Source organism: Parafrigoribacterium mesophilum, from assembly GCF_039652555.1.
GTDB classification, from domain to species: Bacteria; Actinomycetota; Actinomycetes; order Actinomycetales; family Microbacteriaceae; genus Parafrigoribacterium; species Parafrigoribacterium mesophilum.
On sequence record NZ_JBDJAF010000001.1, the window covers coordinates 558,634 to 578,581 of the forward strand.

17 protein-coding genes and 1 tRNA gene are annotated in these 19,948 nt (G+C 62.6%); 2 read left to right on the forward strand and 16 right to left on the reverse strand.

The genetic code is table 11. From position 1 onward, the window contains the following. Nucleotides 1-139 precede the first annotated feature (139 nt). From ABFX56_RS02610 to ABFX56_RS02635, 6 genes are all read right to left on the reverse strand, one after another. Nucleotides 140-859: a M48 family metallopeptidase gene (locus ABFX56_RS02610; protein WP_346231724.1), complete on the reverse strand. Its 720-nt coding sequence runs from the start codon at nucleotides 857-859 to the stop codon at nucleotides 140-142. After that, nucleotides 846-3,947, reverse strand: coding sequence for a type I restriction endonuclease subunit R (locus tag ABFX56_RS02615; protein ID WP_346231725.1), 3,102 nt, complete (start codon nucleotides 3,945-3,947; stop codon nucleotides 846-848). Before ABFX56_RS02615 ends, ABFX56_RS02610 begins: the two co-directional genes overlap by 14 nt. Further along, nucleotides 3,944-4,897 (reverse strand): GIY-YIG nuclease family protein, encoded by a 954-nt coding sequence (locus ABFX56_RS02620; RefSeq protein WP_346231726.1) that lies wholly within the window; start codon nucleotides 4,895-4,897, stop codon nucleotides 3,944-3,946. Before ABFX56_RS02620 ends, ABFX56_RS02615 begins: the two co-directional genes overlap by 4 nt. Beyond that, entirely contained in the window at nucleotides 4,894-6,147 is a 1,254-nt protein-coding gene (locus tag ABFX56_RS02625) for a restriction endonuclease subunit S (protein ID WP_346231727.1), read from the reverse strand. Before ABFX56_RS02625 ends, ABFX56_RS02620 begins: the two co-directional genes overlap by 4 nt. Next, nucleotides 6,144-8,579, reverse strand: coding sequence for a type I restriction-modification system subunit M (locus ABFX56_RS02630; RefSeq protein ID WP_346231728.1), 2,436 nt, complete (start codon nucleotides 8,577-8,579; stop codon nucleotides 6,144-6,146). The genes ABFX56_RS02625 and ABFX56_RS02630 overlap by 4 nt, the downstream gene beginning before the upstream one ends. Before the next feature lie 300 nt (nucleotides 8,580-8,879). After that, nucleotides 8,880-9,461: a hypothetical protein gene (locus ABFX56_RS02635; RefSeq protein WP_346231729.1), complete on the reverse strand. Its 582-nt coding sequence runs from the start codon at nucleotides 9,459-9,461 to the stop codon at nucleotides 8,880-8,882. 87 nt (nucleotides 9,462-9,548) lie between these two features. Between ABFX56_RS02635 and ABFX56_RS02640 the strand changes: the two genes are divergently transcribed. Further along, on the forward strand, nucleotides 9,549-9,866 hold the full coding sequence (locus ABFX56_RS02640) for a hypothetical protein (RefSeq protein ID WP_346231730.1): 318 nt from the start codon (nucleotides 9,549-9,551) through the stop codon (nucleotides 9,864-9,866). A 639-nt stretch (nucleotides 9,867-10,505) separates the two neighbouring features. Here the strand turns inward: ABFX56_RS02640 and ABFX56_RS16270 are convergent. Then, nucleotides 10,506-11,123: a helix-turn-helix domain-containing protein gene (locus ABFX56_RS16270; protein ID WP_428834387.1), complete on the reverse strand. Its 618-nt coding sequence runs from the start codon at nucleotides 11,121-11,123 to the stop codon at nucleotides 10,506-10,508. A 178-nt stretch (nucleotides 11,124-11,301) separates the two neighbouring features. Between ABFX56_RS16270 and ABFX56_RS02645 the strand changes: the two genes are divergently transcribed. Further along, nucleotides 11,302-12,480: a tyrosine-type recombinase/integrase gene (locus tag ABFX56_RS02645; protein WP_346231731.1), complete on the forward strand. Its 1,179-nt coding sequence runs from the start codon at nucleotides 11,302-11,304 to the stop codon at nucleotides 12,478-12,480. 279 nt (nucleotides 12,481-12,759) lie between these two features. Here the strand turns inward: ABFX56_RS02645 and ABFX56_RS02650 are convergent. The 9 genes from ABFX56_RS02650 to obgE all read right to left on the reverse strand — a co-directional run bounded on the left by ABFX56_RS02650 (nucleotide 12,760) and on the right by obgE (nucleotide 19,860). Continuing rightward, nucleotides 12,760-12,836: transfer RNA gene (locus ABFX56_RS02650), tRNA-Ala, on the reverse strand. Nucleotides 12,837-12,872: 36 nt separating this feature from the next. Further along, on the reverse strand, nucleotides 12,873-13,838 hold the full coding sequence (locus ABFX56_RS02655) for a hypothetical protein (RefSeq protein ID WP_346231732.1): 966 nt from the start codon (nucleotides 13,836-13,838) through the stop codon (nucleotides 12,873-12,875). A 30-nt stretch (nucleotides 13,839-13,868) separates the two neighbouring features. Beyond that, on the reverse strand, nucleotides 13,869-14,246 hold the full coding sequence (rsfS, locus tag ABFX56_RS02660) for a ribosome silencing factor (protein ID WP_346231733.1): 378 nt from the start codon (nucleotides 14,244-14,246) through the stop codon (nucleotides 13,869-13,871). Between the two features lie 100 nt (nucleotides 14,247-14,346). Continuing rightward, complete coding sequence (locus tag ABFX56_RS02665; RefSeq protein WP_346231734.1) at nucleotides 14,347-15,384, reverse strand: hypothetical protein; 1,038 nt, start codon at nucleotides 15,382-15,384, stop codon at nucleotides 14,347-14,349. Then, nucleotides 15,381-15,983: a nicotinate-nucleotide adenylyltransferase gene (gene nadD, locus ABFX56_RS02670; protein WP_346231735.1), complete on the reverse strand. Its 603-nt coding sequence runs from the start codon at nucleotides 15,981-15,983 to the stop codon at nucleotides 15,381-15,383. Before nadD ends, ABFX56_RS02665 begins: the two co-directional genes overlap by 4 nt. Before the next feature lie 12 nt (nucleotides 15,984-15,995). After that, the gene (locus ABFX56_RS02675) at nucleotides 15,996-16,187 is read right to left on the reverse strand and encodes a hypothetical protein (RefSeq protein ID WP_346231736.1); all 192 of its coding nucleotides are present in this window, start codon (nucleotides 16,185-16,187) and stop codon (nucleotides 15,996-15,998) included. Nucleotides 16,188-16,196: 9 nt separating this feature from the next. Then, nucleotides 16,197-17,462, reverse strand: coding sequence for a glutamate-5-semialdehyde dehydrogenase (locus tag ABFX56_RS02680; protein ID WP_346231737.1), 1,266 nt, complete (start codon nucleotides 17,460-17,462; stop codon nucleotides 16,197-16,199). Between the two features lie 9 nt (nucleotides 17,463-17,471). Continuing rightward, nucleotides 17,472-18,296 (reverse strand): glutamate 5-kinase, encoded by an 825-nt coding sequence (gene proB / locus ABFX56_RS02685; protein WP_346231738.1) that lies wholly within the window; start codon nucleotides 18,294-18,296, stop codon nucleotides 17,472-17,474. Then, complete coding sequence (gene obgE / locus ABFX56_RS02690) at nucleotides 18,289-19,860, reverse strand: GTPase ObgE (RefSeq protein WP_346231739.1); 1,572 nt, start codon at nucleotides 19,858-19,860, stop codon at nucleotides 18,289-18,291. The genes proB and obgE overlap by 8 nt, the downstream gene beginning before the upstream one ends. Nucleotides 19,861-19,948: the final 88 nt, after the last annotated feature.

Below are 19,948 nucleotides of genomic sequence, written 5' to 3' on the forward strand. Positions count from 1 at the left end.
GCAGGAGTTGTCCACGGCGCTGCAGTCGCCGTTTCCAACCAGGACATCAATGAGTTGCCAACCCGCCATGCGGCTGATGGCAGTTCGACACACGCAGCAAGAGCAACGAACGAACGAGCAATGGACAGAACCCGCTCCTCTACGCCCACTCCTCCTCGGCGAGCGGTGCCCCATTCAGCTCGTCGCGCAACCCGCGCCAGTTCGGCAGGCGACGGTCCATCAGTTCCACGAAGCGCTCGTTGTGGGTGCGCTCGTCAAAGTGAGTGAGCTCGTGCACGACGATGTACTCGAGGCAACGAGGGTTCTTCTTCGCGAGTTCGGGGTTGAACCATATGCTGCCACTGTGGGAGGCGCAGGTGCCCCACTTGGTCTTCATCCGACGCACCACAATCTTGTCGGCCTCGTGGCCGACGATCGGCTGCCACTTGGCAAGCAGAGGCGTGAGCGCCGCCCGGAGTTGGCGGCGGTACCAACGGTCGAGGATACCGCTGCGGGCGTTGGCGTCCGATCCTTCGGGTGCGGTCAGAACAAGCTTCCTTCCCTGAATCGACACGCCGGGCCGACCCGTGCGTGGCGCGTCGAGCCGCAGCCGTTGCCCCCAGACGTAGTGGGTCTCGCCGGTGACTATCTCACGCGCGCCCTGCCTGTCGGCGTTCTGGAGTTGCTCGCGCTGCTTTTTAATCCACGGCAACCGCTGCACGATCGCCAAGCGAATCGCATCCTCATCCATGCGCTCGGGCGCCGCCACCCGCACCCGCCCCACGGGCGGGTAGACGGAGATGTGCAGGTTCTTGATGTCCTTGTAGACCACGTCCACTCCGAGGCCGGCGACCGTGAGGTAGGCGTTAGCGGTACTCATCCCGCGCCCTCACGAGATCGAAGAGTTCATCGAATCGCTCGAAGTCCTCGGGCAGCACCTTGCGCAACGCGTTGGCGACGACCTTCTCCTTCAGTTTGTTGCCCACCCAGTCGTACGGCTTAGCGACGGTGATCGCCGTGTCAATCTGGATAACGATCGTCGAATCGGCCCAGCCGAAATCCACCAGCGCGCGCTGCGCACCGTTCTTGGCCCAGTCCGGATAGACCGTGTCGGACTCGCGCTTGCCCACCTTGACGGTGAGTGCGATCAGTTTTTGCAGGAACTCCTTGTAGTCGAGGGCTTCCTTGCGGCGTTGCTCGATCAACGCGTCGAGCAATGAGGACATGGTGTCGTAGTACTTCGGGTTCATCGCGTGCTCATCGACTATGGTTTTGCGAACGTTGTTGATGATGGTCTCGGCAGCCGCATCCTGGTTCTTCCGGATGCCCGCGGGCAAGCCGTCCAATGCCGCCGCACCGCGTTCCACGATCAGCTCGACTAGGCCCTTCTCCTTGAAGTCGCCGATGCTCTCCGAGGGGTCCGCTTGGATGTAGGTGTCGAGCAGAGCGCGCATGCCCGCCTCGAACTGCTTGAAGTCGACGTTCTCCATAGCACCGATCTTCACCTCGTCCCGCACGGCGACGTAGTGGGCGACCTCCTTCTTGATGGCCGCGGCCTCGGCGAGGCTGTATCCGGCTTCCGGCATGTCGTTGGCCAGTTCGGCGTAAGCACGCACAAGGGACGACACCGCCTTGTAGAACGCGACACGTCTCGGCTCATTTGCCTTGAGCTGCTCCATGTTGCCCGGCTCAGTCGCGCAAAAATAGTGCTGGTAGCTCAACGTCTCTTTGGGCGGGGCGACCGGCTCGCACAACGCACGGATGCGCTCGACCGCGTCATCGAGATCCTTGCGGTTCTGCTCGGTGCGGTCCTTCAGCAACCCGTCTATGTCGGTCTTCTCGTAACCATCCAGCGCACCGGAGGTGTAGTCGGTAATCGCCGTCTCGAGCGAGTTGAACAGATCGCGGTAGTCGACGATGTACCCGTATTCTTTGTCGTCGCCGTCGAGCCGGTTGACCCGACAGATCGCTTGGAACAGCCCGTGATCCTGCATCTTCTTGTCGATGTAGAGATAGGTTGCACTCGGGGCATCGAAGCCGGTGAGGAGCTTGTCGACGACGATGAGTAGCCGCATCTGGCCCGGCTCCTCGACGAAACGCCGCTTCACGTCGGTCTCGAACTCCGCGATGCGCCCCACCGCCTCATCCGCCGGTTCGTCGAAGTAGTCTGCGAGCATCTGCCGGTAGATGTTGTACTGCATTAGCTTCTCGGTGTAGCCCTCGCCGGCGTCCTCTTTGGAGATGTCGGTGGCGTTCGGCTCGAAGCTGGTGACAATGGCGACCTTGCCTCTGAAGCCAGCGTTCACGAACATCTCATAGAACTTGCATGCCTGGTAGATGCTCGAGCCCACCAGCATCGCATTACCGCGACCGTCCATCAGGCGCGGCTTGATCTCCATGTCGAGCAGGATGTCCTGCACGATTTGCTGCGCCCGGGACGATGCCGAGGTAACCCGCTGCATCGTCCCCCAGCGCTTCCTCAGCTCCGCCTTAGAAAGATCCGTCAGCCCCTTTGTCTTGGCGTCGAACCAGGCGTCGACCTTTCCTGGACCGGTGAGTTGTTGATCGATGTCGCGCGCCTCGTAGCGCAGGTCGAGCACTACCCCATCGGCGACTGCCTCGTCGAACTTGTAGGTGTGGATGAAGGTGCCAAAGGTTTCGAGGCTGGTCGCTTTGTCCTTCTTCAGCAACGGTGTGCCGGTGAAGCCGATGAACATGGCGCCGGGCAGCAGTTCCTTCATCGCCTTGTGCATCGTGCCGGACTGGGTGCGATGCGCCTCGTCGACGAAGACGAACAGGTTGCCCTTGGCCGTGAAGTCCGCCGGCACCAGTGCCTTGAGTTGGCGGATAAAGTCGCCGCCTGCCGCATCCCGGTCGGCGTCGTCCTCGCTGCCCCGGAACTTGTGGATGAGCGAGCAGATCAATCGCTCCTTGTTGCTGCCGAGCTGTGCGATCAGGTCGACGCCGCTGGAGGTGCGGTAAATACTCTCGTTGACGCCCTTGAAGACCTTCTCGATCTGCTCGTCGAGTTCGGTGCGGTCGGTGATCAGCAAGACGCGCGCATCCGTCTGGTGTTCGCGCAGCCACTTCGCCAGCCACACCATGGTCAGGCTCTTGCCGGAGCCCTGGGCATGCCAGATGATGCCGCCCTCGCGGCTGCCCACCCGGGCTTGCGCGGCTTTCACGCCGAAGTACTGGTTGTGCCGACAGGTCTTCTTCGTTCCGGCGTCGAAGACGATGAAGTCGTGGATCACCTCAAGGAAGCGATCCTTGGCGCCCAGCTGCAGCAGCGCCTGATCCAGCGGCCCGTCACCGCCAGCCGAGCCGGCCGCCACCGGCTCTTTCCAGGCCATCCAGTACTTCTCGGGGGTGTCGATCACGCTGTAGCGCAGGCCTTCGACGTCGTTGCCGGCGAAGAGCAGTTGCACGGTCGTAAAGAACGGCCGGATGAACTGCTGGTCCTGATTGCCGATGTTCTGACGGATGCCCTCCGAGACGCTCACCCGGGATCGCTTCAGTTCGATGACGCCGAGCGCGATGCCGTTCGCGTAAAACACGATGTCCGGACGTTTGTTGTGCTCGCCCTTGATCGACACCTCTTCCGCGACGGCGAAGTGGTTCGCCTCCGGGTTGTCCCAATCGATCGGCCAGACCGTCTCGATGTATCCTCCAACGCCAGCACTGACCTTGATGCCGTAGCGTAACGCCTCGTACACCTCGCGATTAGCGTCATAAAGCTTGCGCCCACCGCCGAGCGCCGCGAGCTTTGTCAATTCGGCAATCGCCTTGCCAATCACAGCGTCGCCATAACCGCGTGCCAGGAGGTTCTTTCGCAGCAGTTCCTCTTCGATGTTTGAGTTGCCCAGCCGGTCTTCCCAGTTGCCCAAGTACTCGTAACCGAGCTGCTCCCGGAACAGCGTGACGACGCGGTTCTGTGTTTTGCGTTCGAGCTGGCCGACGACGCTCACAGCAGCTCCAATCCGGCATCCGGCACCGGGGTTGCCTCCGGAATGTCGCGTGCCTGCCAGCCCCCGAAAGTCTGACCGGTGGCGACGCTCTGCCAAGCCGTCCGTCCGTTAGAGGATCGGCCCGTCACGACGGCACCTGCAGCTGACGGCGAAGCAAACGCGACGTCTCTGGTGAACGCCCAGCGATTCTCCGCGCTGAGCGCGATAGACCCGTCCTCTATCAAGCTGTCGTGTAGTCGCCGATACCCAGGGTGTCGGTCGGTTCCCTCCCACGAGCCGCGCGCAGTCGACCCCTGCAGGACCGTGAACTCACCGTCGATCTCCCGAGCCTGGGCGAGGATCGAATGACGGCCGACCTTGAGTTGAAATACCGGAGATTCCCGAATCAGCTTCCCGACTGGGTCTTCGTGCGTTCGCGGGACGTGGCTGAGCTGACGAAAAAGGTTCACCCCGAGGACCGGGAGCACGATGAGCATCTGTCCGATGAAGTACTCCATATCCGAAATGTCAGCCTCGGGAAGCTGAATGAGCGGCGGCGCGGTCCCGTTCATGAGCCGTGCCCGCCGTGCCGCTGTGGCGAGGCCGATCAGTCGCGCTTCCAAGTACCTCGCGTGTGCCTTCGTAAGGTTGGCGTCTTTCGAGGTAACGATGATGACGCGATCCCAAAAGTCCTTGCCGCCCTGGTCCTCGGACCGAGCATGCTGGCGCAGCCGCGTCGCTATCTCATCGCCCTCCCCTATGTACGCTGCCGTCCCTGCGGTCAAGTCGGGGTCGTCCCCGAGGAGGAGGTAAATGCCGGTGCGTTTCGCCTCGTCACGCGAGAGCAGTTTCCCGATGTCGGACCGGGAGGCGGTGGCAACATGACCTGTCCAGTTCATGATTTCCGCGTTCACCAACCCACCCGCAGTCCCATCGGCGAGGAACAGTCGAATCTGCTTGCCTGAAGTCATGCTGCAACCTCTTTCTCGATCAGTCGGGTGCGACCGGTGAGAAGCTCCTGCATCATTCCCTGCTTGATGTTGCGGGTGGTCTTAAGTCGGCGCTCTAGTGCTTCGATTTCCGCGTCAGCGTCGTGCAAGGCGTTCGCAATGAACTGCTGCTCTACGGTGGAAGGCAGACGCAACTCCACGCCTGAGATGTAACTTCCCGCCGTCGCGAGCACCTTGGTTCCCGCCGCAAATCTCAGGAGCGTGTTCCGGAAATTGGGGACGAACTGCAGGTACCCCTTGAACCCATCGGCCAGGACCGACTTATCAAACCGTGCCGCTATGGTGTGCATGCCCGCAATAAGACCAGCGGACGGCACTGATGCAATCTCGACCGACTTGCCGACACCTGCCGCATCCTCGGACGCATCAGCAAACACAACGTCGCCAACTTCCAGTCGAGCAGCGGAACCGATGAGTTCCCGACGCGCGCGAGGCATTATCTGCCGTGCGGCGTCTAGGAAAGCCGACGCATTGGCGTGAATATCGCCGTAGTGGAGATACCGGACCGATGAAGTGTCGTCGAGCTGTGCTCTTGAGAGAGCTGTCGTCTTTACGTATTTCACACAGTCTCCGAGACGCACAGTCTTCCAGGGTTCAGCGAACGCACCGAGTCGCGTCTTACCCGTCAGGAGCTCCTGCATCATGCCCTGCTTGATCGCCCGTTTCTTGGCGATGAGCCGCTCAAGCGACGCAACGAGGTCGTCAGCGTCGGCAAGCGCCTCAACAATCTGAAGTTGGACATCGATGGCACTAGGCAGCCGAAGTGGGATTGCCCGCAATTGAGTGCCATTAAGTGACGGCAGGGCTGTCGTCGCCACGAGGCTCGACATCCTAAAGTCACACAGCAAGTAGTGCGCAAACCGAATGTCTACGCGAGCCCGGTCGACTACAAATGCCGCCATGTTGTTGTCGATGCAACTGTCCTGCGCCAAAATGCGCTTTCGCTCCAGAAAGACAGCTGCACCTACTTTGGCGAACACGATCGCCCCCGCGGGTATCCGCACCGCACCCATTGACTTCCGCTGGGCCTCACTCACGTAGTTGTTGGCCGTGCGCATGTACAACTCGTTGCCAGGCTTGTTCATATCTGAGACTTTGAAAAACGGCAAGTCGCCAGACCCAAGCCCCTGAAATTTGACAGGAAATCCACTCCCGCCCTTGAAGTAGCCCAGTTCTCCCGCGGGCATAACTTGTAGTCCGGGCAAGGTCATCGCACCCCCATTGCCGCTAGATGCCCCGCGACCCTAGCGCTCAACGTCTCCACCTCATCGCTGAGTTGGTCGAGCGTCTGACTGTATCGTTCCCCCAGTTTGCGCAGACGATCGACGAGCTGTTGGGTCAGCACGTTCAGCTCGGCGCTCACGCCGCGAGTGGTAGCCGCACCCCACTTGCGACGGATGACAAGTGTCTGAATGTCGGCCGTGTTCAACCTGCCGTATTGCGCGATGGTTGCCTCGTCGAGTTTGAGTGCTGTGTCCTTTGCGCCCTTCTTCGCGGCCGTTTCCGCGTCGTACAAGCCGACCAGTTTCGTAAGCGCCTTCACTTCGTCACTAGTCGCGTCCTCTCGCTTGGCTTCGCGAAGTCGAGCGCTAGCGAGTGTCTTACTGATCTTGTCGTCGTCTATCGCGTCGGCCAGCAGTCCGTCCTCGCCGGAGTTTTCTTCGACGAACTCGTCGATGGCTCGGGCGGCCGCTCCGGCCACTGCATCCAATTCTTCAAGCTTCATCGCGTCGTCCCCGAAGTATTGCGCCACGATTAGCGCAGGGGGCAGGAGGTCCATCTTGTACTTCGCCCCACCACGTCCGGATCCGATCACCAAGTCAGGGGTTTCGGCGAGCTTACGATCCTTGTCCTCGATCGCCTTGCGCGGCTTTGCCGCGCGATCCCAACCTTCGCTCATGATCAGCGCGACGTCGTCGTGCATGACCTCGTTCCAATAGCTCATGAACCGCTCGTACACGCCGTACTCGTCGATCAGCGGGATTGGGCGGAACAGGTCGAGCAGCGTCTCCCCCAGGATGGTGGCCAACCGGTTCGGGCGTGTCTCTGCGGTAATCGCCTCAAGTTCGACGCGATGCTCACCCCACCATTCGGCGAGGAGGGAATCAATCCTCTTGCTGAACTCCTGGTACATCGGAGCGTCTGTGATGACCGCCAGCACGTCATTCTTGTCGATGGCCAGCTCGGAGTAGCCCTCGCGCAGCGGGCGGAAGAGCGTCGCACGCACCGACGGGAACGCATCCCAATACGGCTGTAGGGCATCCAGGTCGCGGTCCGGAATGCCGCCGTGCAAGTGCGCGCGGAGATCTTGAATGTCTTCCGGTTCCGATGAGTCGATGTAGCGCGGGATGTTGAGGTTGTAGTCGTTTTTCGGGTCGGCGATCTCGCTGAGGGGCACCATCCGCGAGAAACGGGACACCTCCCGCAGCCCCCGAAATACCTCGATTATCTGGTGCATGTCGCGCGGTCGCAGCCGGTTCTTCGGGCCGTCCTTCGCGAAGCCCTTTGAAGCGTCAATCATGAAAATGCCGGTGCGCGACTGAGCGCTCTCCTTGTCAAGCACGATGATGCACGCCGGAATGCCGGTGCCGTAGAAGAGGTTCGCGGGCAGGCCGATGATGCCCTTGATGTAGCCGCGTTTGATGAGTTCCTTGCGGATCTGCCCCTCAGAGTTGCCGCGGAACAGCACGCCGTGCGGCAGGATCACCGCGCCCTTGCCGGTTGACTTCAGCGACTTGAGCATGTGCAGCAGAAAGGCGTAGTCGCCGTTCTTCTCGGGCGGGCGACTGTAGCCGTCGAAGCGGCCGTACTCGTGGGTCAGGCCGTTGCTCCACGACTTCGTGGAGAACGGTGGATTGGCAACGAGGAAGTCAAAGGTCTGGAGCCGGTCGCCGTCGAGGAATTCGGGGCTCGTCAACGTGTCGCCTTTGCGGATGTCCGCGATCTCGTTGCCGTGCAAGATCATGTTCATCTTGGCTAGGCCCCAGGTGGCGTTGTCCTTCTCCTGGCCGTAAATCGTGAGGCCGTGCGGGGCGGCATCCGCGACTTTGAGGAGCAGGGAGCCGGACCCGCAGGTGGGGTCGTAGACGGTTGCCGAATACGGGGTCTGGGGCGTGATACCGATGAGCTGCGCCATGACCCGCGACACCTCGGCCGGAGTGTAGAACTGGCCCTTCGACTTGCCCGACTCGGTAGCGAAGTGCCGCATGAGGTATTCGTAGGCGTCGCCCAACAGGTCGTCACCCTCGGCACGGGAACCGCGGAAGTCGAGGTCCTGGAAGATCGCGATCAGCTTCGTCAGCCGGTCTACCATCGCCTGGCCCTTGCCAAGCTTCTCCGCGTCGTTGAACCAGACCTGGTCGATCACGTTGTGGAGGTCATTGGCCTCGGCGAGCTTGGCGATCGCCTTGTCGATCTTTTCGCCGATGTCGACCTGGCCCTTGAACGAGACCAGGTCGTCGAAGGACCCGCCCTCGGGCACCTCGATCAGGCTATTCTTATCGGCCTTCGCCTTGTCGGTGACGTACTTCACGAAGAGCAGAGTCAGCACATAATCCTTGTACTGGGAGGCATCCATGCCCCCGCGCAGTTCGTCCGCGCCCTTCCACAGCGAGCTGTACAGGTCGGACTTCTTGAGCGCCACTACCGAACCACCGCATCGGGTGCCTCTGTTGCCAATACTGATTCGTCCGCCAGTCCTACATCCATCTCGTGCGCCTTCTCCTCCACGCTGAGGTGATCGTCATAATTACCCACAAAGCGTTCTCTCAGGCTAACGGCTGGTGCTCACACAGCCGAGTCCCCGCTCTGGGGTGATCCACATCCGGGAGATATCTCGAAACGCAGCCGCATAAGACGCAGGGACAGAAGTAAACCAACGACGACGGGCCACGCGGCCAAGCGACCATCCTGGTGCGCTTCAGGCCGTGCTCCTGATCCCGACCTACTCGGTGCTCCAACGCCAACCGGGCAGCGCGCCAGCTTCGTCGACGCGGTGTTTGGGCAGGCGACCGTCCCGTTGGGCCATGCGTTGGTTTCGCTCCCAGACCGCCAGTTGCTGCTCCGCCCTGCTCCCGCTTGACAGGCTCGGCCGCCGATCATGTTCGATCACAAACGCACGGTAGTCATCGACTTTTCGGTCCCAGGCTTCTTCCTTCGGGCTCCATTCGAAGCCCGGGATCGCCTCGAGGCGGTCACGCTGGTACGTGCAAAGCGATTGGGAATGTCGACGTTGTTCCCGCAGCCAGTTGACCAGATGCTCCTCCGCCGCATCGGCAGAGTCCTTGCGCCCCCGCCAGGTACGGTGTGGCAACCGCCCTCGACTGTCGACAAATTGGTGCAGTGCGCGGACGTTGGCGAGCCAGTTCCGCTGACGCACCCCGAGGGCATTGAACGCGTCTCTGTTGGATTCGCCAGAGTACAGACGTAGCGACCTCACCAAGTCGTCGTCGCTTTCGTCGCTTTCGTCGCTGGCGAGGCTGGACCACTTGGCGAAGTGGGACTGTAGGTCGTCGTCGATAGACATGGTGTTCCCGGTTCCGGCACGGCCTGAATGCGTGCCCTCGGGAACCCCTATGCGCGGTCCTCACCTGTCACTTAATGAATGCCCGCGGTGAAATTCGACGAGTCTGTCCAGCTAATCTGCGAGGTGATGGCTGATGACCGATCCACCGCCGATGGCCGCCTAAGGGTGATTGCCCTGAACGAAAGTGACGCGACCCTGGAGAGGCCGTTCGTCATCGACCGGCCTGGACCCGATGCTGTTGTCCATGGCATTGAGCGTCTGGATTTTGACGGAGTCCTCAAAAGATCGGTCCCGGTCGCCGCGACCGGCTTCCGCAACTCGTGGCTCTGCCGCATGCGAGCAACTTGGATCCGAACTATTGGGACACAGTGGCAGCATCGAATCCATCGGTTCAGCGATGAGTGATGGCCTCTCACCTAAACAGGCCGGCTTGGCGGCTGCCGAGCTGAATCTCGCCGCCGGCGAAGTGATCGCACTCGACAACGGAATCCTGACAAAGGTACACAGCGTCGCCGCTTGTTCCGGGCCGCACTGCTGGGTGCATAACCCGTCGCCACACCACATGGTCACGTGGCCAGTCCGTTGGCGTGACGACAGACGACTCGCTGAACGGATTTGCGAGCACGGTATCGGGCACCCTGATCCCGATGATGTGGCATTCAATCTTCGGCTTGGAAGGGACGTGCGAGTGCACGGATGCGATGGATGCTGCGGAAATCTCACAACTACCAAGGCTTAACGTTCACAACGTCGCGAGGCCAATGCACCAACTAATACGAGCGAGAATGCGTTGGGCCCACCACTGACCGGCCCCGCCGGCACCCTCAACAGCATCGGCGGCATCATCCCCGTCTGTTCCCATGACTTCGTGGCGATATTCCGACCGCACTTTGCCGACGCTGCGGGCGCCCAGACCTGACATAGAACCAGAGATCGCCTACACAACGGCGATTTACTCCCCGCCACGAATCGACTCGAACGCGCACGAGGTACAACAACAACGTCGCCAGACGACGATTCTCATTCGGCCAACAAATGGCCGCACTAGCTGGCAGGGTTGCGATTTTGGAGTGGAGCCTCCATCGATCCCAACCAGAGGAGCTGCTTCCACGTGAGCAGAATCCCGCGTTCCCGTAGCTCCAGTGGCGTGCCTTTCCGTAAGTCCGCGTTCGGCCGCTGGCCGAGCGGCGACCACTCGCTGTCGAGCGACGAACCGCGGGCTTCGACCCAACCGGGAAGACGCAGCCCCTCCTGCACAAACACGTTGGCGATGCACGCAGCGAGTAGGCAATCCCACCGATTGGAATGCTTCCTGGCCAACGGAGGACTGTCCGACAACACGATCTGAAGTGCTGCGGTTTGTCGTCGAAGCTCGAGCACAAATCTTCCAACGACGGCGACCGCGTCCCGGGATTGTTCTACGTGCGCGAATTTCGAGAGTTCGCCGGACACCTCTCTCGCGGTGGATGCCGTCGTGTGCACTGGGACGAGACGGTATCCGAGAACCTTCAACAGCGCATTCACCTTTTCTGCGGACGGCTGTCTTTGGCCTCGCTCAATCACCGAAAGGGTGGACGCTGGCAATCCGCAGAGGTTCGCAAACTCTCGTTGACTGATGCCTTGAGCAGCTCGGGCATTCCTGATGTCGACCCCGAAACTCAAGGTTCACCTTTCGGAATTTATCGGATCCGGTAATTCTACCCAGCTTCGCGATCTCGCCACGGACATGGATTTCGGGCGCGCCTTAGTCGCTGCTCATCTGCGCGGTGATTTTTCTCTTCGCAGGTTCATTAGCGTCTGAGATCCACTCAGACGCAGGCTGGAAAGGATCGGTATCGTAATGAGCCGTCCCCCGATGCCCCGCGGAACGTGGGGCAATATCAACACCAAAAAGACGAACAACGGCTCCTGGCGTGCCTCTACCCGATTCCGGGGATATGACGGGAAAGCGCGGGCAGTCAACGCCTTCGCGGCCACTTCCAACGCCGCCAAGCAGAAGCTAAAGCTCATTCTGCTGGAGAAATCGGAAGAAAGTCAGAGCGACCTTTCCGGTGCGACCAAGCTGAAGGCGGTCGCCGAGCTCTGGCTCGAAGAAGTCCGAGGGAGCGTCGCTCCCAACACATTCGACGAATATCGACGGATTGCTCGGAGAAAGATAATTGAGGATCTCGGCGACCTATGTCTCCGCGAGGTGACCGTGGGAACCGTGGACCGCTTCCTAAAAGACCACGCCAAGCTGACGCCTTCGCAAGTGCGCAACATCAAATCGGCGCTGAGCCAGGTCATGTCACTAGCAGTTCGCCACGACGCAATCAGATCGAACCCGGTACGCGACGTAGCTCGAATCACGATCAAACACAAGTCTCCGAGAGCGCTGACCTTGGACGAAATAACGCGGCTACGGCATCTGGTTGAAGTGTTTCGGACCGGACCACGAGTGTGCGGCCCAAGGCCGAACTCGGACATGATCGACATCGTCGACCTCATGCTTGGAACAGGTGCCAGGATCGGTGAGGTGATGGCGTTGCGCTGGTGCGATGTCGACATCGATGGCGACATACCCTGCCTGACCATCTCCGGCACGATCGTCGAAGTCAACGGCCAAAAGCCCTACCGTAAGGACTCGCCCAAAACCGAGGCTGGATACCGGCAGCTAGTCCTTCCTCGGCACACCGTCGAGCTACTCCGTCGACGTCACGCAACAAGCGTGACCGAGTGGGTCTTCCCTTCCCGCCTCGGCGGAGTCCGACCCCTGCAGAATGTCCACCGGTACTGGAGAGGTGTCATCAAGGGAACGGAATTCGAGTGGGTCAACCTACACGTGCTCCGGAAGACGGTGGCAACACTGATAAGCGCGACTCTCGGCGACGACAAGGCCGCTAAGCAGCTCGGCCACACCAGTCCCGATATCACCCGCCGCTACTACATCCACCGGCCGGACAGGGTTCCTGACCTGACTGTGATCCTCAACACGGTGATTGCGGACGACAGCAAGGCCGGCCACCAAAGCACAGACTGAGCCAAGTGCTGGTGCGCCACCGCGGATGAAATCCTGCGGATGGCGCACCAGCACTCTCATCCGTTGTTGGCCAAGATGCTTGGATCTCACAACAACTGTTACTAACCAACAACAACCGAAAGATGCACGAATGACCAACGAATTACCACCCCAGGAGACCTGCCGTCGCACGACCGGAGTAACTGTGTTGTTTGGGTGTCGTAACCGTGTTGTAAGTGTGTTGCTTGACGCAGAAACCCGACGGTAAAACCAGGAAAACCCCCGGAATTCCGGGGGTTTTGGTGGATCCAAGGGGATTCGAACCCCTGACCCCCTGCATGCCATGCAGGTGCGCTACCAGGCTGCGCCATGGACCCGTGTTCCGATTACTCGGAAACAACTTGCTTAGGTTACTACACGCCGGGCCAGTCCAGATAACCGAGCCTCTCCCGCAGGCTCCCGATGGCCCGGATCGCGGATCGAAGCTCCTGCAGCTTATGCTCGGTGCGGAACTCTTGGCTCAACTCCCCCAGGTCGCTGGCGGTGGCGCTCACGGCGACCGTCTCCACCGTCAGCCCATGGCCCAGCCCGAGCACGTCGACGGCTACCGCACCTTGATACGGCACGTAGATCGGTGTGGTGACGACGAGCACCGACTGCTCCCGGACACTGTGGTGCTCCGCCCAGAACCGGAACGTGTCCGCCGTGTTCGCCCTTCGTTGCGGATGCGAAGATGGCGCGGCAACCACCCTCAAGGTGGTCTTTCCGAGTTGCCACGCCAGTCGCCGCCAGGACAGGAACGGGTTCTCGGCGATGGACTCCACGACCTCGGGCTCCCCCAACGGACCGAACGCGGCATCCATTCCCGCGACCATCGCGTCGACCTCATCACTGCCAGGCACTCCGAGCTTGACCGCCGTCTCCGCTTCGTCACCACCGAACGGGCGGAACGCGCCCACGAACACGATGCTCGCCGCATCCAGACCGCCCCGGAGCAGTTCGCGAACGAACCGCGGCTTGACGATTCCGGCCCTCACCATGCCGCCGGTCATCAGCACGGTGTCGTAGCTCGATCGCCTGGGCGGGTCGTCGGATGCCAGTCCCAAGGCGAGGCAGGCACGTTCCGTCTCGCTCTCCTCGGCGAGAGAGAATTGTGGCGCCTGGCCCAGGTTCCGCTCGGCCCCTGCGCGGAAGTCCCAGTGCTGTGCCGAGAACTGGTCCAACCAGCCCAGCAGCTCGGCACCGCTTCCCACCGGCACTCCGCCGAACACGCCGACCAGTCCCGCCATCGCCTCGCTGGACGCCCAGCGGTCGATTTCCCCGATCGCCTGGCGTTCAGCGCCAGGAGCATCGTCCCAGCGCAGGAACGACGGGATCATCGGCGGCCAGTCTCGGTTCGAAGGTTTCGCTCAGCTCGCAGACTCGTGGGAGATCACACCGAGCGGAAGGACAGGGCAGTCCTTCCATAGTCGCTCCAGCGAGTAGTACATCCGGTCTTCCTCGTGGAAGACGTGCACGATGAGGTCACCGAAATCGAGGAGAATCCAGCGCCCCTCGGCCTTGCCTTCCCGTCGCATTGTCTTGGTGCCGTGCTCGAGGAGCGCATCTTCGATCGCGTCCGCGATCGCGACCACGTTGCGTTCATTGCGTCCGGACGCGAGGAGGAACACGTCGGTCAGCGGCATCGGCCCGGAGACATCCAGAGCGACCAGGTTTTCGGCTTGCTTGGAGTCTGCGGCAAGGGCGGCGACCTGAAGCAGGTCACGGGCGTTCGCGGATGCGGTCACTGGTTCCTATCGGGTTACTGACGCTGTAACAAGGCTTACCAGACCACGCTGACAATTCACGGGGTTGACAGCCGGATTCTGGGATGCGTGGTGAGCGCGTTCAAAAGACATTGAAGATGAAGCCGGCGATGACGAGCCCCACGGCGACGACCAGCGTGGAGCCGGCGATGATCGCCAGCACGAACGGCGTACGACTTTCCGTGGCCGTCGTTTCGCCGAGCAGCGCGGGGGTGTCGTTGTTGGTGCTGACCGCGCGGATGGCGCGCACGGGCGCCGAACCCGCGGCCGAGTCTTCCCGGTCGTCGGCGGCGATGATCGCATCCACGTCAGAGCGGTCGAAGTGCGTCGGATACGACCCCGTGGAGCCCAGACTCGATGGCAACTCGACCGAGCCGGTAATCAGGATTTCTCCGGTGTTGCTGATCGGGCGGGTGATGTCGCCAGCTTGCGGAATCGATGGGAGCACGAGCGCGCTGGTCGTGATCGCACCGCTGCTCGACGACAGATCGCGGCGTATCGTGTGGTCGAGCGTCTGGTTCTCGTCGTCGATTTTCGCCTGCATGGACCAGTGCCCGAACGGCGGCGTATAGGTCTGCTCCGCGCTACCCGGATGCACACCGCCTGCAGTGTGTTCGGCAGCGGCCACACTGGCCGCAGCCTGCGCCTCACGATCAGGCACCGGGAACGGCGGGATGACGGGGATCGCAGTCGTGTCGATGGATGGTGAGGCGATGATCTCTGCGAAGTCCGGGGAGACGGCCTGGACCGGCAACGGCTCAGGCTCGGCCTGCTGCCGAACCTCGTCGCGGAGTTCGTGCTGGACGACCGGAACGGAACCTTCTACCGCCTCTGAGCGGGATCGCAGAGCCCGCAACTCACGCCGCGTGAGTTGATGTGCTTCGACGGGCGCCGCAGTGGCTGCCGCAAAGATGGCGGTGCCGGATGCGGGATGACGCGGCGTCCGCGCGGTCTGCGAGTCGCTGGGCTCGGAGGGCACCGACACCACCGGTGCCGTGTGCTCCTCGCCGGAGGCCGCATTGGGCACCTCGTCGGGAGCGGGAGCCTCGAGCAGGCCTTCACGCTCGCGCATCCGCATTTGCCGCCGTGTCAGCGGCGGCTCGTCTTGCCACGCTGTCATGTCTTACTCCGATACAGGTGGTACTTGGAGATATATTGGACGACTCCGTCGGGAACCAAATACCACACCGGGAATCCCCGGCCGACCCGCGCACGGCAGTCGGTGGAGGAGATCGCCAGTGCGGGCACTTCGAGCAAGCTTACGACTTGCTGCGGCAAATTCGAAACCGTGAGCGTGTGGCCGGGCCGGGAAACCGCCACGAAATGGGCCAACGACCACAACTCGTCGATGTTCTTCCAGTCGAGAATCTGCTCGACCGCATCCGCCCCGGTAATGAAGAACAGCTCGGCGTCCGGGCGCTCCGCGCGCAGATCGCGCAGGGTGTCGATCGTGTAAGTGGGGCCGCCTCTGTCGATGTCCACCCGGCTTACCGTGAACATGGGGTTCGATGCGGTCGCGATGACGGTCATCAGGTAGCGGTGTTCGCCGGGGGTGGCGTTTTGCTTCTGGTAGGGCTGACCGGTTGGCACGAACACGACCTCGTCGAGATGGAAGTGCTGTGCGACCTCGCTGGCCGCCACGAGGTGACCGTTGTGGATGGGGTCGAATGTTCCGCCCATCACGCCGATCCGGGGGCGCCTTTGCTCAGCCTCGGCCATTCGGTAGCCGGCCTAGCGGTGAGCGGTTCCGTGCGTTGTGTTCGCGCGGTCGAGCTTTTCGCTGTGCCGGTTGGCGACATCGCGGAAACTCCAGCAGACGAATCCCAGAGTCGCGAAGACGATGGCGCCGATCAACGGGAAACCCCACGCGGGGAGCACCAGAGGTGCGAGCTCTTCGGCAGCTGCGATGGCAAGCAATGTCATAGGTCTAATCTACCCTCGAATCTGTCCCGACCCGCGCACGATCCACTTTGTGCTGGTCAGTTCGGCCACGCCCATTGGACCGCGAGCGTGCAGCTTTTGGGTGGAGATGCCCACTTCGGCTCCGAAGCCGAACTCGCCGCCGTCGGTGAACCGTGTCGAGGCGTTGACCATCACCACCGCCGAATCGACTTCGGCAAGGAACCGTTCCGCGTGCGCCAGGTCGTTGGTGATGATCGATTCGGTGTGCCCGGTCGAGTACTTGCGGATGTGGGCGATCGCGCCGTCGAGGTCGTCAACGACCCGCACCGACACGTCGAGCGACAGGTGCTCGGTGGACCAGTCCTCCTCGGTGGTGGGGAGGGCATCCGGGTAGATGGCGCGGGCGCTCTCGTCCGCATGCACCGTCACCCCCGACTCCGCGAGGGCGCCGAGTACCGCGGGAAGCAACCTCTGGGCCGCGGAGCGGTGCACCAACAGTGTCTCCAGTGCGTTGCAGACGCTCGGCCGCTGTACCTTGGCGTTGCGCACGATATCCACCGACCACTGCTCGTCGGCCGATTCATCGAGAAAGACGTGCACCACGCCGGCCCCGGTTTCGATGACCGGAACCTTCGACTCTGTGACCACGGTGTTGATCAGGTTGGCGCTACCTCGCGGGATCAGCACGTCGACGTATCCGCGCGCCCGCATCAGCTGTGTTGCGCCTTCGCGACCGAATTCGTCGATGGTCTGCACGCTGGCCTTCGGCAGCCCCACCGAGGCGCAGGCCTCCTGGATGAGCTCGACGAGCACCCGGTTGGTGTTCTCCGCAGCGCTGCCGCCGCGCAGTACCGCAGCATTGCCGCTCTTGAGGCAGAGCGCGGCGATGTCGATGGTCACGTTCGGCCGGGCCTCGTAGATCGCCCCGACCACACCGAACGGCACGCGCACCTCACTGATCCTGAGCCCGTTCGGCAGAGTGCTGCCGCGCACCGATTCACCGATCGGGTCGGGGATGGCTGTGAGCTCGGTGACCGCGTCGGCGAGCGACTGCAATCGACGCTCGTCGAGGCGTAGCCGGTCTTGTAGTGCCGCGCTCAACCCGTTGGCCTGGCCGTTCGCCAGATCCAGTTTGTTGGCCGGGACGATGCGGGAGGCTCCGGCGAGCACGGCGGCGGCGATCGCCTGCAGTGCGTCGTTCTTCTGTCCGGTCGTGGCCGCCGCGAGGGCGCGCGATGCCTCGCGGGCGGCATCCAGGGTCAGAACGAGGGCGGGGTCCAGGGTGGTGTCCGTCATGCCGCAAGTTTAGCCAGGCGTGCTGGCCAGTTCAGCGCCCTGCTGGGCGGGATTCGCGGCGAACCAGGTTCCCAGGTCGGCGCCGCCGAGCGCTGCGGCGACCTCCGCGGTGGAGGCCAGGAGCACCGGTGTGCCGGCATCGGCCGCGAGCCGGGCGGCGGCCACCTTGGTTACCGCTCCCCCGGTTCCGACGCCGGTTTCGCTGGCTTCACCGAACTGCACGCCGTCCAGTTCGTCGCCGTACGGCACACTGTGGATGCGCAGCGCCCCGGGCTCCGCGGGCGGCTTCGTGTAAAGGGCGTCGACATCCGACAGCAGCACGAGCAGATCGGCGTGCACCAGGCGCGCCACGAGCGCGGCGAGACGATCGTTGTCGCCGAACCGGATCTCGTGGGTGGCCACGGTGTCGTTCTCGTTGACGATGGGCAGGATGCGCAGCCCCATCAACCGCTCCATGGCGCGTTGCGCGTTGCTGCGGTGTTTCTGGTTGGTGAGGTCGCTGGAGGTGAGTAGCACCTGACCGGCGACGATGCGGTAGCGGTCCAGGCTTTCCTGGTAGCGGAAGATCAGTACGTTCTGGCCGACTGCCGCGGCCGCTTGCTGGGTGGCGAGGTCAGTGGGCCGGCCGACCAGCTTCAGGTACGGCAGTCCGGTGGCGATGGCGCCGGAGGAGACCAGGATGACTTCGGCGCCTCGCGCGTGCACCGCCGCCAGGGCGTCGATCAGTTTGGGGATTTGGGCGGCGTTGGCGCCGCTGATCGACGAGGAGCCGACCTTGACCACAATCCGGTGCGCGTGTGGCACATCGGCACGGGAGACGATCACCTCAGTCATCGCGGCGGGTATCATCCTGTTCTGCCGCACTGTCCTGTGACGGCTGCTGTTCGACGGCGAATCCGTCATCATCGGTCCACATGCCGGCCTCGCGTTCACGGATGAGTTCGGCGCGCGCTGCGGCCTTGGCATCCATCCTGGCGAAGTAGTCGTCACGGCGCTGATGCCTTGTGGGCCTCTCGCTGCCGCCGATACGGGCATCGGCGCCTCGCGGGCTTGTGATGAGCTCCGCGGTCGAGGTCAGTGTCGGCTCCCAATCGAAGACGACGCCAACCCCTGCGCCGATAACTACTGTAGACCCGGCGACGGCCCCTGCTTTGAACAGCTCATCCTCGACGCCGAGCTTGGCCAATCGGTCGGCGAGGAATCCGACGGCTTCGTCGTTGTTGAAGTCGGTCTGAGCCACCCAGCGTTCGGGTTTGGCTCCCAGAATGCGATAGGTGTTCCCGGCTGATCCGCCCTCCACGCGCACCTCGAATCCGCTCTCATCCACGGCACGGGGACGCATGACGATGCGCGGGCCCTCCGGCTCTGCGGCGCGTTCGGCGCGCTCCTTGGCGACGAGCTCGCCCAGGGCGTACGACAGGCCGCGTAAGCCGTCGCGACTCACCGCGGAAATCTCGAAGACCCGGTAACCACGCGCCTCGAGCTCGGGGCGGACGAGGTCGGCGAGTTCCTTCCCGTCGGGGACGTCCGTTTTGTTGAGTGCGACGAGCTGCGGACGATCCAGCAGCGGAAGCTGACCGGCGGGCACCGGATAGGCGGCAAGCTCGCCGAGAATCACGTCGAGGTCGCTGATCGGGTCACGGCCGGGATCGAGCGTCGCACAATCCAGCACGTGCACGAGAACAGTGCAGCGTTCGACGTGGCGCAGGAACTCCAGGCCGAGACCCCTGCCTTCGCTGGCACCCTCGATAAGGCCGGGGACATCGGCAACGGTGTAGCGCACCTCGCCGGCCTGCACCACGCCGAGGTTGGGGTGCAGCGTGGTGAACGGGTACTCTGCGATCTTGGGCTTGGCGGCGGAGATCGCAGCGACCAGGCTCGACTTGCCCGCGGACGGATAGCCCACCAGCGCGACGTCGGCGACCACCTTGAGTTCCAGGAGCACGTCGCCGTCCCAGCCTGGCGTGCCGAGCAGCGCGAAGCCTGGCGCCTTTCGCTTCGAGCTGGCCAGAGCCGAGTTGCCGAGTCCCCCGCGGCCGCCGGGGGCAACGACGAACCGCATTCCGGGTTCGACGAGGTCGATGAGTTCGGTGCCGTCGGCATCCTTCACGACCGTGCCCACCGGCACCTGGAGTACCAATTCGGGCCCGTCGGCACCGCTGCGGTAATCGCCCATGCCGGGACCGCCGTTGCCGGAACTGCGGTGCGGTGCCCGGTGGAACCCGAGCAGTGTTGTCACCTGGCTGTCGCTGACCAGCACGATGTCGCCGCCGTTGCCGCCGTCGCCGCCGTCGGGACCTGCGAGTGGTTTGAATTTCTCACGACGGATCGAGACGCATCCGTTACCGCCGTCGCCTGCTTTCAGGTGAAGGGTTACTTGGTCAACGAAGGTGGCCATGATCGCATCCCTCCCGCCGGACGTTTCGCCGGCATAATATTCGTGCGTTAAATGCCGCGAGCGAGCCGAAGCTCGCCCGCGGTGATGA

Excerpts from the sequence above, each read along its gene's own strand:
- proB (WP_346231738.1), bottom strand. The coding sequence starts at position 18,296 with ATGACTGAGGTGATCGTCTCCCGTGCCGATGTGCCACACGCGCACCGG.
- ABFX56_RS02625 (WP_346231727.1), bottom strand. The coding sequence starts at position 6,147 with ATGACCTTGCCCGGACTACAAGTTATGCCCGCGGGAGAACTGGGCTAC.
- ABFX56_RS02675 (WP_346231736.1), bottom strand. The coding sequence starts at position 16,187 with ATGACATTGCTTGCCATCGCAGCTGCCGAAGAGCTCGCACCTCTGGTG.
- ABFX56_RS02635 (WP_346231729.1), bottom strand. The coding sequence starts at position 9,461 with ATGTCTATCGACGACGACCTACAGTCCCACTTCGCCAAGTGGTCCAGC.
- ABFX56_RS02610 (WP_346231724.1), bottom strand. The coding sequence starts at position 859 with ATGAGTACCGCTAACGCCTACCTCACGGTCGCCGGCCTCGGAGTGGAC.
- obgE (WP_346231739.1), bottom strand. The coding sequence starts at position 19,860 with ATGGCCACCTTCGTTGACCAAGTAACCCTTCACCTGAAAGCAGGCGAC.
- nadD (WP_346231735.1), bottom strand. The coding sequence starts at position 15,983 with ATGGCCGAGGCTGAGCAAAGGCGCCCCCGGATCGGCGTGATGGGCGGA.
- ABFX56_RS02655 (WP_346231732.1), bottom strand. The coding sequence starts at position 13,838 with ATGATCCCGTCGTTCCTGCGCTGGGACGATGCTCCTGGCGCTGAACGC.
- ABFX56_RS02620 (WP_346231726.1), bottom strand. The coding sequence starts at position 4,897 with ATGACTTCAGGCAAGCAGATTCGACTGTTCCTCGCCGATGGGACTGCG.
- ABFX56_RS02680 (WP_346231737.1), bottom strand. The coding sequence starts at position 17,462 with ATGACGGACACCACCCTGGACCCCGCCCTCGTTCTGACCCTGGATGCC.
- ABFX56_RS02665 (WP_346231734.1), bottom strand. The coding sequence starts at position 15,384 with ATGACAGCGTGGCAAGACGAGCCGCCGCTGACACGGCGGCAAATGCGG.
- ABFX56_RS02645 (WP_346231731.1), top strand. The coding sequence starts at position 11,302 with ATGAGCCGTCCCCCGATGCCCCGCGGAACGTGGGGCAATATCAACACC.